We start from the raw sequence: 13,968 nt of genomic DNA, 5'->3' as shown, positions 1-13,968 counted from the left end.
GTCAGGCTCCGACGGTGGTCAGCCACTCGCTGTAGAAGAGCGCAACACCAAGACCGCAGGCGATCGCCGTGAGCAGCCAGAACCGGATGATGACCGTGGTCTCCGCCCAGCCGACCAGTTCGAAGTGGTGATGAAACGGCGCCATCCGGAACACCCGACGCCCGGTCGTGCGAAACGCCATGATCTGCACCACGACCGAGGTCACCTCGGCGACGAACAGCGCACCGAGCACGACGGCCAGCATCTCGGTGCGGCTGGCCACCGAAAGCCCGGCGATGACGCCGCCCAGCGCCAGCGAGCCGGTGTCGCCCATGAAGATCTTGGCGGGGGCGGCGTTCCACCACAGAAAGCCGATGCAGGCGCCCGCGGTCGCGGCCGCGATGATCGCCAGGTCCAGCGGATCGCGGACGTTGTAGCAGCCGAGGCCCGGGCTGGTCGCGCACGCGTTGCGGAACTGCCAGAACGTGATCAGCACGTAGGCGGCGCACACCATCGCCATCGCACCGGCGGCCAGCCCGTCGAGGCCGTCGGTGAAGTTCACCGCGTTCGACCACGCGCTGACGATCACGATGCAGAACAGCACGAAGATGGCCGGAGCGAGGGTGACCGTGGCGATCTCGCGCACATACGACAGTTCGGCGCTGCCCGGCGTCAGCCCGTCCGCGTTGCGGAACTGCAGCGCCAGGAATCCGAACAACACGGCGGCGGCCAGGATGCCGACGGTCTTGGCGGTCTTGTTCAGGCCGAGGTTGCGCGCACGACGGATCTTGATCAGGTCGTCGACGAAACCGACGGTGCCCAGCGCGGTGGCCAGGCCAAGCACCAGCCAGCCCGACGCCGACGGCCCCCTGCCGTCCATCACGATGCCGATCAACTGCGTGCCCAGGTAGCCGGCCCAGATGCCCGCGACGATCGCGACGCCGCCCATCGAGGGCGTACCGCGCTTCTTGTGGTGGCTGGGCGGGCCGTCCTCGCGGATCTCGTGGCCGAAGCCCTGCCTGGTGAACAGCCGGATCAGCACCGGCGTCAGGAGGATCGAGACCGTCAGCGCGATGCCGACCGCGATGAGGATCTGCCTCATCGGCAGGATCCTTGGGAGTCCCCGGCGACCAGTGATTCGGCGAGGGCACCGAGCCCCGCCGCGTTCGAGGCTTTCACCAGCACCACGTCTCCGGCCTGCAGTTCGGCCCGAAGCAATGCCAGCGCGGCGTCGGCATCAGCGACCATGGTGGATTCAGCTCCCCACGATCCCTCCATCACCGCCCCGTGGTGCATGGCGCTCATAGACCTCCCGGTTCCGACGACGACGAGTCGAGACACATCTAATCGCACCGCCAACCGGCCGATGCGGTCATGCTCGGATATCGCGTCGTCTCCGAGTTCGGCCATCTCGCCGAGCACGGCCCAGCTGCGCCGTTTTTCTCCGCCTTCGTTGGCGATGGCGGCCAGCGCCTTCAGCCCGGCAGCCATCGAGTCCGGGTTGGCGTTGTAGGCGTCGTTGATGACGGTGACGCCGTCGTCGCGGGTCGCGACCGCCATGCGGTGTTTGGACACCGGTCCCGCGGCTGCGAGCGCCGCGGCCACCTGCTCGAGGCCGGCCCCGCACTCCAGCGCGACGGCGGCCGCACACAGCGCGTTGGACACCTGGTGGTCGCCGTGTACCGCCAGGGCCACAGCTATCTCTGCGTCCACGGTGTGCAGCGTGAACCGCGGCCTGGCCAGCGCGTCCAGGGTGACGTTCTGCGCCCACACGTCGGCTCCGGCGTTGCGGCTCACCCGCACCACGCGTGCCGAGGTCTTCTCGGCCATCGCGGCCACCGCGGTGTCGTCGGCGTTGAGGATCACCACGCCGGATGCCGGAACAGCTTGCGGCAGTTCGGCTTTGGTGGCTGCAATGGCCTCGCGTGAGCCGAATTCGCCGAGGTGGGCCGTGCCGACATTGAGCACGACTGCAATCGAAGGGGGCGCGATTTCCGCCAGCGCGGCGATGTTGCCGGGATGGCGCGCCGACATCTCGAGCACCAGGTAGTCGGTGGACTCCGTGGCGCGCAGCACCGTCCACGGGTGGCCGAGTTCGTTGTTGAACGAGCCGGGCGGTGCGACGACCTGCCCGAGCGGGGCGAGCACAGCGGCGAGCAGATCCTTGGTCGAGGTCTTACCCGACGAGCCGGTGACCCCGACGATGGTCAGCCCGCCCTCGACGAGTTCCGCGGCGACCGAGGCCGCCAACCGCGCCAATGCGGCGAGCACCGCAGCGCCAGAGCCGTCGGTATCGAATTCGAGCACACTGGCGCCCGCGTCCTTGGCGGCCGCCGGTTCCACGACGATCGCAGGCACCCCCACCGGCCGCGCCGCCAACACCGCGACCGCGCCCGCACCGACCGCGGCTGCCGCAAAGTCGTGGCCGTCGGAGCGCGCACCCGGCAACGCCAGGAACAGACCGCCGGGAGTCACTGCGCGCGAATCGAATTCGACGGTGCCGGTGACGCGCGTCGCCGCCGCATCCTCCTGCGAGATGTCGGCGAGCCGGCCGCCGACGATGTCGGCGATCTGGGCGATCGTCAGATCGATCATGGGCAGCGCCTCTGCGCAGCAATGGAGCCGGCGAGTTCCTCGCGGTCGTCGAACGGCCTTGTCTGGCCGTGGCTGGTCTGGCCCGCCTCGTGGCCCTTGCCCGCGATCAGCACCACGTCACCCGGTTTCGCCCAAGCCACCGCGTGGTCGATCGCCTCGCGGCGGTCGCCGATCTCGACGACCTGCGCCTGCCCGCCCTGCGCCCCCGCCATGATCGCGGCCCTGATGGCGGCGGGCTCCTCGTCACGGGGATTGTCGTCGGTGACGACCACCAGATCGGCCAGTTCGGCGGCCACGCGACCCATCGGCTCGCGCTTACCCGGGTCTCGGTTGCCGCCCGCGCCGAACACGACCGCGAGCCTGCCGTCGCTCTGCGCGCGCAACGTCTCCAGCACCGCCCGCAGCGCGCCTGGCTTGTGCGCGTAGTCGACCAATGCGAGAAAACCCTGGCCGCGGTCGATCGGCTCCAGCCGGCCGGGGACCGTCGCGCTGCGAAGTCCGGGCGCCGCCTGCTCCGGCGACACTCCGACGGCATCCAGCAGCGCGACGGCGAGCAGGCAGTTGGCGACGTTGTAGCCACCTGGCAGCCCGATCCGCAGCCCGTGGTGTACGCCCGCCGGGTCAACCGCGAAAAACTCCTGGGCACCGAGATCGACGGTCTCGACGCTTTCCACCCGCCAGTCGGCGTTGCGCCCGGTTGCGCTCACCGTCACGGGACCATCCGCGATGCGCGCCATCGCCTGTCCTGCGTCGTCATCGATACAGATCACCGAAAGGCTTGCGCGCGAAGGTGATTCGGGTTTGAACAGCCGCGCCTTGGCGTCGAAGTAGTCCTGCATCGTCGGATGGAAATCCAGGTGGTCGCGCGACAGATTGGTGAATCCACCGACCGCGAACCGCACACCGTCGACGCGGCCCAGCGTGAGCGCGTGGCTGGACACCTCCATCACCACGGTGTCGACGCCCTGCTCGACCATCACCGCGAGCAAGGCCTGCAGATCGGGTGCCTCAGGAGTGGTCAGCGCGCTGGGCTGGTCACGGCCGTCGATGCGGACGCCGACGGTGCCGATCAGCCCCGCCACCCGCTGCGCCGACCGCAGACCCGCCTCGGCCAGATACGTCGTCGTGGTCTTGCCGGACGTTCCGGTGACGCCGATGACGCGAAGCCGTTCCGACGGATGTCCGTACACGGTGGCCGCGAGGTCGCCCAACACCGAGCGCGGGTCGGCATGGACGAGCACGGGCACGGCGACGTCGCCCATCGCGTCGACGCCAGCGGGGTCGGTGAGCACCGCGACGGCGCCGCGGGTCACCGCGTCGGCGGCGAAGCGCGCGCCGTGTGACGACGCCCCAGGTAGCGCCGCGAACAGGTCGCCGGACTGCGCGTTCTGACCGCGCAACGTCACCCCGGTCACCTGCACATCCGGCACGGCGGCGGCACCGGCCGGGACCGCCTGCACCTGCTCAGCCAGCCCGCGAAGCGCGTGGCCGACGGGATGGTTGGGACGCAGGTTCATGGCGTGAACACAGTACCGGCCGGGCAGGCGCCGCCTGCCGGCTCAGGTGGCTTGAAGCGTCAGCGGCGGCCCGGGATCGGGCGACAGCGGCACGTTCTCCCGCTGCAACAGCCACGCGGCGAGGTTGTGGAACAGCGGCGCCATCGTGGTGCCGTGCTGGCCGTCTGCCGTGCGTTGCGGGTTGTCTGCCATCACACCGATCACGTAGCGCGGATCGTCGGTAGGCACCATGCCCGCGAACGTGATCCAGTAGACGTTGTCGTAGTAGCAGCCGCAGCCCGGGTTGATCTGCTGCGCCGTCCCCGTCTTGCCGGAGATCTGATAGCCCTCGACCGCACCCTGGGAACCGGTGCCCTGCTGCACGCCGGTGGGATCGCGCTGCAGTGTCGCGCGCAGCATCTGCCGGACCGTCTGGGCCGTCTGCGGCGACACCACGCGCACACCGTCGGGCCTAGGCTCGTCCTTGCGGGTGCCGTCGGCGGCGATGGTGGACTTGATGATGCGCGGCGGGATGCGCACACCGTCGTTGGCGATCGCCTGATACATGCCGGTCATCTGGAGCAGGGTCATCGAAAGGCCCTGTCCGATGGGCAGGTTCGCGAATGTGCTGCCTGACCACTGGTCGATGGGAGGTACCAGGCCCGCGCTCTCGCCGGGCAGTCCGACACCGGTGCGCTGGCCGAGCCCGAACTTGTCGAGCATCTCGGCGTAGCGCTGCGGGCCGATCCGCTGCGCGAGCATCAGCGTGCCGACGTTCGACGACTTACCGAAGATGCCGGTGGTCGTGTAGGGCGTGACGCCGTGCTCCCACGCGTCATGCACTGTGACGCCGCCCATCTCGATGTCGCCGGGCACCTGCAGCACCTCGTCGGGATTGGACAGCCCGTACTCGATGACCGAGGCGGCGGTGACGATCTTGTTCACCGAGCCCGGTTCGTACGGCGAGGACACCGACAGGTTGCCGAGGTCGCGGTCCTCCTGGCGGCCGATGTCCTGGCTCGGGTCGAACGTGTTGTCGTTCGCCATCGCAAGCACCTCACCGGTTTTCGCATCGAGCACCACGGCCGATACGTTCTTGGCACCGGAGATCTCCTTGGCTTGCTGCACCTGCTGCTGCACGTAGAACTGGATGTCGTCGTCCAGCGTCAACATCACCGTCGAGCCGTCGACCGCGTCGTGGCGGTTGCGATAGCTGCCAGGGATCACCACGCCGTCGGAGCCGCGGTCGTAGGTGACCGAACCGTCGGTGCCCGCCAGTTCGGCGTCGAGCGAATCCTCGAGTCCCAGCAGGCCGTGGCCATCCCAGTCGATACCGCCGACGATGTTGGCCGCCAGCGAGCCGCCCGGGTACTGCCGCAAATCCTGACGCTCGGAACCGACTTCGGGGAACTTGGTGATGATCGCGTCGGCGACGGCCGGGTCGACTGCGCGCGCCAGATAGGCGAACGAGTCGTTGCTGGTGAGCTTCTTCAGCACGGTCGGGACGTCGGGTTTGTTGTTGAGCCGCAACGCGATCTCCGCGGCGATGTCGCGCAACCGGCGCTGCGGGTCCGGCGCTTGCGGCGTTTTCGCCTTGGCTTCCTCCAGCTGCTTGCGGATCTTCAGCGGCTGGAAGGTCAGGGCTCGGGCCTCGATGGTGAAGGCCAGCTTGTCGTTGTTGCGGTCGACGATCGCACCGCGCACGGCCTTCTCCACGTCGGTGACCTTGAGCTGACTCGCCGCCTCGGCGCGTAGCCCCGCCGCTTTCGGCACCTGCAGCGTGAACAGCTGCGCGGCAGCGACCAGCAGCACCAGGAAGATGACCGCGTTGCCGGTCCGGTGCCGGAACACGAATGATGCACTGCGCAAACCATTTTCGGTCGCCGGCTGCCTGGTCCGCCGGGCCTTGGCCGAACGTTCCTGGTTCGGTTGCGACTTGCGCGCCTTCGGCCTGCCAGGGGAACGGCCACGATTGTCGGGGCGGCTCATGCGGGTGCGCCGGGAAGTGACGCGGTCAGGGCGGGGATCGCAGGCGGCGCACCGCCGTCAATCGGCACCGCAGGAGCGGCCAACGCCGGCGGGACGTCGGCCTGGGCGGCGGGTGCTACGGCGGGACCCAGGGCGGGCGGTTGGCCCGTAACGGCGTGCGGCACCTCGACACCCGGCGGTGCGGCAGGCGGCGCGGCCGCTGTCAACGGCATCGAACGCTCGGTGCCCGGCAGCGGAGCAGCAGGCGCCCGCGGGGGCATGCGGACGGTGAGCTCACGCGGATCCACCACCCGAGGCGCGGGTGGGGCGGGCGGCGCGGGCGGGCCCTCCTCGGGCAGCGGCGTGTTCAACGGTGCCGGGGCGGCACCCTGAGCGGGTTTGGGCGTGCCGACAACCACCCAGTTGCCCGAGGCGTCCTGCACGAGGTGCGCGGTGTCCCGCGACGGGATCATCCCGAGATTGCGAGCCGCTTCGGCCAGCGCCGGCGCGGCCTGCGCCTCGAGCACCTGGCGCTCCAACGCTTCCTTCTGTTGCAGCAGCGCCTGATTCGTCTCCCTGGCGTGACTCAGCTCGTACGAGCGCTCGGCCGCGTCGGTGGACAGCCACAGCGTGACACCGAGGCCGAGGCCGAGTGACCCGATCACCAGCACGACGAACGGCACCCTGGCGACCAGCGTGCGCGGGTTGAGTTCGATAGCGGTCAGCTTGACCAGAATGCGTTCCCGCAAGGGGGGACGGACTACCTTGGGCGCCTTGGCCTTCCGCGCTTTCGCCCGCGCCTTGGCCTGGCTGGCGTTCTTCGGCCGGGCAGGCGCGTCGGTGGGCCGTGGGATCGGATTGGTCGCGGGCGCAGACCGCTGCGGGCGCTGTTCACGCGCCGGCTTGCGCCTGCGCGGCGGCGCGTCCGCCTGGCGTGCGCTGGTCTTGCGAGTGCGGCGCTTTTCGTCACCACCTCGTACCGGTGCGGCCTTGCGTGCCATCATGGTCAACCCCCCACCTTTTCCAGTGCCCGTAGCCGCACGGGTGCGCTACGCGGATTGAGTTCGATCTCCTCGGCACCCGCCCGTTCCGCGCCGCGGGTCAGCGCGACGAATTCCGGTCCGTGGCCGGGCAATTCAACGGGAAGCCCCGGCGGTGTGCGGGATGCGGTGGCGGCGGCGAACTGATTCTTGACGATGCGGTCTTCCAGCGATTGGTATGCCATCACGACAATCCGCCCGCCAGGCGCCAGTGCCGAAAGCGCCGCAGGGATTGCGGCCCGCAGTGAGTCCAATTCACCATTGACGGCGATGCGCAACGCCTGGAAGGTGCGCTTGGCTGGATGCCCGCCGGTGCGGCGCGCCGGCGCCGGAATCGCCTGGTACAGCAACTCGACCAGCTCGCCGGTGCTCGTGAACGGCCGCTGCGCGCGGCGGCGGACGATGTGCGCTGCGATCCGGCCTGCGAACCGCTCCTCGCCGAACTCGCGCAGCACGCGGGCCAGTGTCTTCTCATCGTAGGTATTGATGATCTGGGCCGCGGTCAGCTCCGCGTCGGGATCCATCCGCATGTCCAGCGGCGCGTCGGCCGAATAGGAGAAGCCACGTGAGGCGCGGTCCAGTTGCATCGACGACACGCCGAGATCGAAGAGGATACCGTCCACTTTGCTTGTCCAATAACCGGTTTCGTCCAGGACCTGCTCGATGCCGTCATACCGGGTGCGCACCAGCATGACCCGGTCGCCGAACTGCGCCAGCCGCTCGCCTGCTATCCAGAGGGCGTCCGGGTCGCGGTCGAGACCGATGAGTCGCAGGCCGGGCAGCTCGGTGAGGAACCGCTCGGCATGTCCGCCCGCCCCGAGGGTGGCGTCGACCAGGACAGCACCTTCGCCGTCGGCGTGCTGGCGGGTGAGTGCGGGGGTCAGCAACTCCACACAGCGGTCGAGTAAGACCGGTACGTGTCCGTGCTCGCCCGAATTCGCGCCCATCGCAACCTCTTTGATGAAGGCCCCTGCAGCGAGGTCCCTGTCCGAGAGCACGGACCTGGCGTTGGGGAAGTACGCCAGGGCCGGTTCGGGCAGAGGCCACGCTGCACGGGCATGGGCCGCATCAACGGTCCGGTTAGATGATGTCGTGTAGAGCTTCATCGGTGGCCGCGGAGAAGTTTTCTTCGTGGGTCTCCTGGTATGTCTGCCATGCCGCCGAGTCCCAGATCTCCAGGTAGTCAACCGATCCGATCACCACGCAGTCCTTGGACAGGTTCGCGTAGCGACGATGATCGGCCGACAAGGTGATCCGGCCTTGTGCGTCGGGGTGTTGCTCATCGGTGGCGGCGGCCAGGTTTCGTAGGAACGCCCGCGCTTCCGGATTGCTCCGGGAAGCCTGCGACGCTCGTCGAGCCAGCTTTTCGAACTCTGCGCGCGGGTAGACGGCGAGGCTGTGATCTTGGCTCTTGGTGACCATCAACCCTCCTGCCAGCGCGTCGCGGAACTTGGCGGGCAGCGTCAGCCGCCCCTTGTCGTCGAGCTTTGGCGTGTAGGTGCCCAGAAACATCTGGCCACCTCCCTGCCACCGTCCGGAGCCCCGGTCGCTCCGTTGTCCGCCACTTTACCCCACAATCCCCCACTTTGCTCCCGTCCCGCGTCTCTGATTCTCGCTTGTCCCCACTCAGCCCCGCCGGAGGAGCAGATCAGCATGCTGTCCCTGCGCGCGGGCTGGCCGGGTTGTGGACAATGGTGCAGGTAGAAGGGCCGTCGGAGCCGGTGGGGCGTTGTGGGGCGCCGTTTCGGTGGTCGGCGCTCGGCGTCCTTGGAATGGCACGGCGAACCGTGAACGTCGTGTCGCTGCGGCGTGTCTTCGCGCACAAAAAAGGGGTAGCCCCCTGTGGGCTACCCCTCGGCTCGGGTTGAACTACTCGTCGAAGCGGCGGCGGAAGCGGTCTTCCATCCGGCTGGTGAAGGATCCGCCCGAGCCCTTGGCTCGCTTCTGGCGGGCACTCTGCTCAGCTCCCGCAGCACGACCGCCGGAAACCCGCGGCCCTGTGATGGCGAAGATCACGCCGCCGAACATCACCAAGAACCCGATGACGGACAGGATCGGGAAGCTGCCAATCATGGTGGCTTTGAACGCGACACCACAGATCAGCATGGCCAGGCCGATCACGAAAAGCGCGGCGCCCTGCAGTCGGCGCCTGGCAGAAGGTGCGCGCAGAGTCCCACCACGAACGCTCGAGGCGAATTTGGGGTCCTCGGCATAGAGCGCGCTCTCGATCTGGTCGAGCATGCGCTGCTCATGATCGGAGAGTGGCATTCGTCCCTCCTTGCCGGCCCTGCCGTCTAAAACGTTCAAACTCGTGCGTGCTCGCGTTCACGGGCACCTAACAGTCATGATACGAGGTCAATCTGAGCCGTACCACCTAGTTGACGGACGATTCTATGACGAGCGCGGTGACTGTGAGCTAGGACCTCTCCCATCCAATAATGGAGTAGACGAACCGCTCGACACCGAAAGAGGCAACCAGAAGTTGGCGACATTTCTCATCGATCTGTCGCCGAGCGATATGCAACGGCGGCTCGGTGACGCGCTCTCGGTGTACGTCGATGCCATGCGCTACCCGCGCGGCACCGAGGATCAGCGGGCGTCGATGTGGCTCGAACACACCCGCAGACACGGCTGGAAGGGCGTCGCGGCGGTGGAGGTGCCCGATCACGGCGAGCTCGGCGACGTCACCGACCGCTCGGCACCGGCATTGGCTGCGGCTCCCCTGCTCGGCGTCGCGTACGGCTACTGCGGCGCGCCGGACCAATGGTGGCAGCAGCAGGTGGTGGCCGGTCTACATCGGGTCGGCGCCGACAGAATGCGGATCGCGGAGCTGATGACGAGCTACTTCGAGCTGACCGAGCTGCACATCGCGCCCCACGCGCAGGGCCGTGGCCTCGGCGAAGCGCTGGCGCGGCGGCTGCTCGCAGGCCGGGGCGAGGCACACGTGCTGCTGTCCACTCCTGAGATCAACGGCGAAGCCAACCGCGCTTGGCGGCTCTACCGTCGGCTCGGATTCACCGACATCATTCGCGGCTACCACTTCGCGGGAGATCCGCGCGCCTTCGCGATACTCGGCCGGGCACTGCCACTCTGAGCGGGTCGGGTCTGGCACGATGACCAGGTGCCCGCCCGCTCACGCCGGTTCCGCAAGCTCGCCGTGATGTTGCTGCTGCTGCTCATCCTGCCGATGGCTGTCGGCTGCGTGCGGGTGCGGGCGTCGATCACGGTGTCGCCCGACGACCGGGTGTCGGGGCAGATCGTCGCGGCGGCCAAACCCCGCAATGCCGACGACAAGGGCCCGCAGCTGCTGAACAACCTGCCGTTCGCGCAGAAAGTCGCGATCTCCGACTACACCCGAGACGATTACGTCGGCTCGCAGGCCGTCTTCTCCGACCTGACCTTCGCCGAACTGCCCCAGCTGGCGAACATGAACCGGGATGCCGCGGGCGTCGACATCTCGCTGCGCCGCGCAGGCGACCTGGTCATCCTCGAGGGCCGCGCGGACCTCACCTCGCTCAACGACCCCGAGGCCGACGTGTCGCTGTCCGTCGCTTTCCCAGGCGAGGTGACGTCGACCAACGGCTCACAGGTGTCGTCGGAAGTGGTCGAGTGGAAGCTGCGGCCCGGCGTGGTCAGCACGATGAACGCGCAGGCCCGCTACACCGATCCCAGTGCCCGGTCGTTCACCGGTGCGGCGATCTGGCTCGGTATTGCGTCCTTCCTGGTGGCCGGGATCATCGGCGGGGTGGCGTACTACAGCCGCGACCGCTCACCGCGTGCTTCCTGAGTCGGGGCTGGCTTGGTACAAAACCCGTCGCACGCTCTACTCTGAGAGCACTCGGGGCGAGCACGACAGACCGGTCATGGCAGAAAGGGGCGCCCGCTGAGCGTGGATGCAGCGGCACCGTCAGCCGTCGAGCTGGCAGGCGCCGTCACCGATCAATTGCGGGAGTATCTCCGCGATCGCCGCAGTGACGCCGCGTACATCGGCCCCGATTACGCCGAATTGACCGCCGCCCTCGAAGAATTCGTGCTGCGCGGCGGCAAGCGGCTGCGTCCCGCATTCGCCTACTGGGGCTGGCGTGCAGTGGCCGACGACGACGCGAATCCAGCCGATCCGGCAATGCTGCGGCTGTTCTCGGCCCTGGAATTGCTGCATGCGTGTGCGCTGGTGCACGACGATGTGATCGATGCGTCGGCCACCCGCCGCGGACTACCGACCGTGCACCGGTTGTTCTCCGAGAAACACCGCAGCAGCAAGTGGCATGGCAGCAGCGAGCAGTTCGGGATTTCTGCTGCGATTCTGCTGGGCGACCTCGCGCTGGTGTGGGCCGACGACATCGTCGCCACTTCAGATCTGCCTGCCGACGCGCAGGCGCGAGTGCGCCGGGTCTGGTCGGCCATCCGCACCGAAGTGCTCGGGGGCCAGTACCTCGACATCGTCGCCGAATCCAGCGGGGCCGAATCGGTGGCCTCAGCGATGACGGTCAACGTCTACAAGACCGCGTCCTACACGATTTCGCGGCCGCTGCAGTTCGGCGCCGCGGCAGCCGCCGATCGACCCGATGTGCTGGCCGCGTTCCACGAGCTCGGAACCAGCCTCGGCGTTGCGTTTCAGCTGCGCGACGACGTCCTCGGCGTTTTCGGTGATCCGGCGGTGACGGGCAAGCCGTCCGGCGACGACCTGCGCTCCGGTAAGCGCACCGTGCTACTGGCCGAGGCAGTCGAGCGGGCCGAGAAGGTCGACCCCGTCGCGGCCAAGCTGCTGCGCACCTCGATCGGAACCGAGCTGTCCGATGCGCAGGTGAAGGAGCTGTGCCTGGTCATCGAATCGGTCGGCGCGCTGGCCGCCGTCGAAGGTCGGATCGACTCGCTGACCCGTCGGTCGCTGGAGATCCTCACCGCCGCGCCGATCGACGCAAGGGCCAAGGTCGGCCTTGCCGAGCTCGCCAGATTGGCCGCGAACCGGTCCGCCTAGGAGCATGACAACCCCGACGTCGACGCGGGCCCCGAAAGCCGGGCCGGCGCATCACCTTTGGAGGCTGACGGCCTTCGCGGCGTCGCCGCAGGCGCGGCCCGCGCTGCTCGGTGCGATCGGCGCCGTTTTGATCACCGCGGGCGGGCTCGGCGCGGGTAGCACCCGGCTACATGATCCGCTGCTGGAGTCACTGCACATCTCCTGGCTTCGGTTCGGCCACGGCCTGGTGCTTTCGTCGGTGCTGTTGTGGATCGGCGTGACGCTGATGCTGAGCGCGTGGCTGTGGCTGGGCCGTCGGGTAATCGACCGCACCGCAACCGAATACACCATGGTGGCGACGACGGGATTCTGGCTGGCGCCACTGCTGCTGAGCGTTCCCGTGTTCAGTCGCGATACGTATTCCTATCTGGCGCAGGGTGCGCTGCTGCGCGACGGCTTCGACCCCTACCTTGTCGGCCCCATCGACAATCCGAACTCGTTGTTGGACAACGTGAGTCCGATCTGGACCACGACGACCGCCCCGTACGGACCGGCGTTCATTCTGGTCGCGAAGTTCGTCACGATGTTGGTCGGCAACGACGTGGTGGCCGGGACGATGCTGTTGCGGCTGTGCATGCTGCCTGGCCTTGCCCTGTTGATCTGGGCGGCGCCGCGGGTGGCCCGCCATGTCGGCGCCGACGGCGCCGCGGCCCTGTGGATCTGCGTGCTGAACCCGTTGGTGATCATCCATCTGATGGGTGGGGTGCACAACGAGATGCTGATGGTGGGCTTGATGATGGCCGGCATCGCGTTGACGTTCTCCGGTCGACATATCTGGGGGGTCGGCCTCATCGCGGTCGCGGTGGCGGTGAAAGCCACGGCAGGACTGGCACTTCCGTTCATGGTGTGGGTTTGGATGCGGCACCTTCGCGATGCTCGCGGATACCAACCGATGAAGGCCTTCACGGTCGCGACGGCGGCGTCGGCGCTGATATTCGTCGCGGTGTTCGCCGTGTTGTCGTGGTTGGCCGGGGTCGGCCTCGGCTGGCTGACGGCGTTGGCCGGTTCGGTGAAGATCATCAACTGGCTGACAGTGCCGACCGCCGCGGCGAATCTGGTCAACGTGTTCGGCAGCCTGCTGTTCCCGGTGAACTTCTACGCCGTGCTCGACGTCACCCGGATCATCGGCATCGCGATCATCGCGATCTCACTTCCGTTGCTGTGGTGGCGTTTTCGGCACACCGACCGCCAGGCGCTGATCGGCATCGCGCTGGTGATGGTCGTCGTGGTGCTCTTCGTCCCTGCCGCCCTGCCGTGGTACTACACCTGGCCGCTGGCAGTGGCGGCCGCGCTGACGCAGTCGCGCCAGGCGATCGCCGTGATCGCGGGCCTTTCGACATGGATCACCGTGATCTGGAAACCCGACGGCGCACACGGCATGTACTCGTGGATCCACGTGTTGCTCGCCACGGCATGCGCTGCGGCGGCGTGGTATTCGCTGTTTTACGCGCCTAGCACGGTCAACAGGCCATCGCCTGAGCCCGGCGCACGACTTCCCGGGCCTGATGAGAATGCAGAGCGTCCACAGGACGCGCATTAGCCAGCGGTTCTGTGCTGCCGTCGCGACGGATCGTCAGCGACGGGTCGGGCGTGAACAACCAGCGCACGATCTCGGTTTCGTGGTAACCGCCGTCGTGTAGCACCACGAGCAGCCCCGCAAGGGTCTTGACCACATGGCCGGTGCTGTCGAAGAAGGCCTTGGGTATCACCACTGCGCCTTCGCGCCGCACCCCGACCAGGTGCCCTTCCCGCAGCTGCTGGTGCACTTTCGTCACGGGTATGCCGAGCAAATCAGCAACGGCAGGCAAGTCGTAAACGTCCTCGCCGGGGTCTAGCACATCGTCGGCGGCCGGAATGCTGCTCACCGCACTGA

The 13,968-nt window shown here is 68.0% G+C and carries 13 protein-coding genes; 4 read left to right on the top strand and 9 right to left on the bottom strand.

Translation table 11 applies throughout. The features are described from left to right. Position 1: 1 nt before the first annotated feature. The 8 genes from J3E61_RS29250 to J3E61_RS29215 form a co-directional block, all read right to left on the bottom strand. Complete coding sequence (locus J3E61_RS29250) at positions 2 to 1,081, bottom strand: phospho-N-acetylmuramoyl-pentapeptide-transferase (RefSeq protein ID WP_192723083.1); 1,080 nt, start codon at positions 1,079 to 1,081, stop codon at positions 2 to 4. Next, the gene (locus J3E61_RS29245; protein ID WP_210086241.1) at positions 1,078 to 2,574 is read right to left on the bottom strand and encodes a UDP-N-acetylmuramoyl-tripeptide--D-alanyl-D-alanine ligase; all 1,497 of its coding nucleotides are present in this window, start codon (positions 2,572 to 2,574) and stop codon (positions 1,078 to 1,080) included. The genes J3E61_RS29250 and J3E61_RS29245 overlap by 4 nt, the downstream gene beginning before the upstream one ends. Further along, the gene (locus J3E61_RS29240; protein WP_210086240.1) at positions 2,571 to 4,091 is read right to left on the bottom strand and encodes a UDP-N-acetylmuramoyl-L-alanyl-D-glutamate--2,6-diaminopimelate ligase; all 1,521 of its coding nucleotides are present in this window, start codon (positions 4,089 to 4,091) and stop codon (positions 2,571 to 2,573) included. The genes J3E61_RS29245 and J3E61_RS29240 overlap by 4 nt, the downstream gene beginning before the upstream one ends. 42 nt (positions 4,092 to 4,133) lie before the next feature. After that, on the bottom strand, positions 4,134 to 6,059 hold the full coding sequence (locus tag J3E61_RS29235; protein WP_210086239.1) for a penicillin-binding protein 2: 1,926 nt from the start codon (positions 6,057 to 6,059) through the stop codon (positions 4,134 to 4,136). Beyond that, entirely contained in the window at positions 6,056 to 7,042 is a 987-nt protein-coding gene (locus tag J3E61_RS29230) for a hypothetical protein (RefSeq protein ID WP_210086238.1), read from the bottom strand. The genes J3E61_RS29235 and J3E61_RS29230 overlap by 4 nt, the downstream gene beginning before the upstream one ends. 2 nt (positions 7,043 to 7,044) lie before the next feature. Next, a complete protein-coding gene (rsmH, locus tag J3E61_RS29225) occupies positions 7,045 to 8,025 on the bottom strand; it encodes a 16S rRNA (cytosine(1402)-N(4))-methyltransferase RsmH (RefSeq protein ID WP_210086237.1) in 981 nt (326 codons plus the stop codon). A gap of 133 nt (positions 8,026 to 8,158) precedes the next feature. After that, positions 8,159 to 8,590, bottom strand: a complete 432-nt coding sequence (gene mraZ / locus J3E61_RS29220) for a division/cell wall cluster transcriptional repressor MraZ (protein ID WP_192723089.1) — start codon at positions 8,588 to 8,590, stop codon at positions 8,159 to 8,161. Between the two features lie 357 nt (positions 8,591 to 8,947). Then, complete coding sequence (locus tag J3E61_RS29215) at positions 8,948 to 9,346, bottom strand: DUF3040 domain-containing protein (protein ID WP_192723090.1); 399 nt, start codon at positions 9,344 to 9,346, stop codon at positions 8,948 to 8,950. Between the two features lie 214 nt (positions 9,347 to 9,560). On the opposite strand from J3E61_RS29215, the gene J3E61_RS29210 reads away from it, so the two are divergent. From J3E61_RS29210 to J3E61_RS29195, 4 genes are all read left to right on the top strand, one after another. Further along, a complete protein-coding gene (locus tag J3E61_RS29210) occupies positions 9,561 to 10,172 on the top strand; it encodes a GNAT family N-acetyltransferase (RefSeq protein WP_192723091.1) in 612 nt (203 codons plus the stop codon). Positions 10,173 to 10,238: 66 nt separating this feature from the next. Continuing rightward, positions 10,239 to 10,865, top strand: a complete 627-nt coding sequence (locus J3E61_RS29205) for a DUF3153 domain-containing protein (RefSeq protein ID WP_210086741.1) — start codon at positions 10,239 to 10,241, stop codon at positions 10,863 to 10,865. A gap of 102 nt (positions 10,866 to 10,967) precedes the next feature. After that, on the top strand, positions 10,968 to 12,056 hold the full coding sequence (locus J3E61_RS29200; protein WP_210086236.1) for a polyprenyl synthetase family protein: 1,089 nt from the start codon (positions 10,968 to 10,970) through the stop codon (positions 12,054 to 12,056). A 4-nt stretch (positions 12,057 to 12,060) separates the two neighbouring features. Continuing rightward, a complete protein-coding gene (locus J3E61_RS29195; protein WP_210086235.1) occupies positions 12,061 to 13,635 on the top strand; it encodes an alpha-(1->6)-mannopyranosyltransferase A in 1,575 nt (524 codons plus the stop codon). Here the strand turns inward: J3E61_RS29195 and J3E61_RS29190 are convergent. Continuing rightward, positions 13,556 to 13,960, bottom strand: coding sequence for a DNA-binding protein (locus tag J3E61_RS29190; RefSeq protein WP_192723094.1), 405 nt, complete (start codon positions 13,958 to 13,960; stop codon positions 13,556 to 13,558). The genes J3E61_RS29195 and J3E61_RS29190 overlap by 80 nt on opposite strands. Positions 13,961 to 13,968: the final 8 nt, after the last annotated feature.

Origin of the sequence: Mycobacterium sp. OAE908 (assembly GCF_017872775.1) — a bacterium.
In the GTDB taxonomy this organism is placed as follows: domain Bacteria; phylum Actinomycetota; class Actinomycetes; order Mycobacteriales; family Mycobacteriaceae; genus Mycobacterium.
This window is presented reverse-complemented; position numbering and strand designations above follow the sequence as displayed.

What these genes read in the sequence shown, in the direction of transcription:
- J3E61_RS29215 (WP_192723090.1), bottom strand. Translation starts at nt 9,346, where the DNA reads ATGCCACTCTCCGATCATGAGCAGCGCATGCTCGACCAGATCGAGAGC.
- J3E61_RS29205 (WP_210086741.1), top strand. Translation starts at nt 10,239, where the DNA reads ATGTTGCTGCTGCTGCTCATCCTGCCGATGGCTGTCGGCTGCGTGCGG.
- mraZ (WP_192723089.1), bottom strand. Translation starts at nt 8,590, where the DNA reads ATGTTTCTGGGCACCTACACGCCAAAGCTCGACGACAAGGGGCGGCTG.
- J3E61_RS29245 (WP_210086241.1), bottom strand. Translation starts at nt 2,574, where the DNA reads ATGATCGATCTGACGATCGCCCAGATCGCCGACATCGTCGGCGGCCGG.
- J3E61_RS29250 (WP_192723083.1), bottom strand. Translation starts at nt 1,081, where the DNA reads ATGAGGCAGATCCTCATCGCGGTCGGCATCGCGCTGACGGTCTCGATC.
- J3E61_RS29240 (WP_210086240.1), bottom strand. Translation starts at nt 4,091, where the DNA reads ATGAACCTGCGTCCCAACCATCCCGTCGGCCACGCGCTTCGCGGGCTG.
- J3E61_RS29230 (WP_210086238.1), bottom strand. Translation starts at nt 7,042, where the DNA reads ATGATGGCACGCAAGGCCGCACCGGTACGAGGTGGTGACGAAAAGCGC.
- rsmH (WP_210086237.1), bottom strand. Translation starts at nt 8,025, where the DNA reads ATGGGCGCGAATTCGGGCGAGCACGGACACGTACCGGTCTTACTCGAC.
- J3E61_RS29235 (WP_210086239.1), bottom strand. Translation starts at nt 6,059, where the DNA reads ATGAGCCGCCCCGACAATCGTGGCCGTTCCCCTGGCAGGCCGAAGGCG.
- J3E61_RS29195 (WP_210086235.1), top strand. Translation starts at nt 12,061, where the DNA reads ATGACAACCCCGACGTCGACGCGGGCCCCGAAAGCCGGGCCGGCGCAT.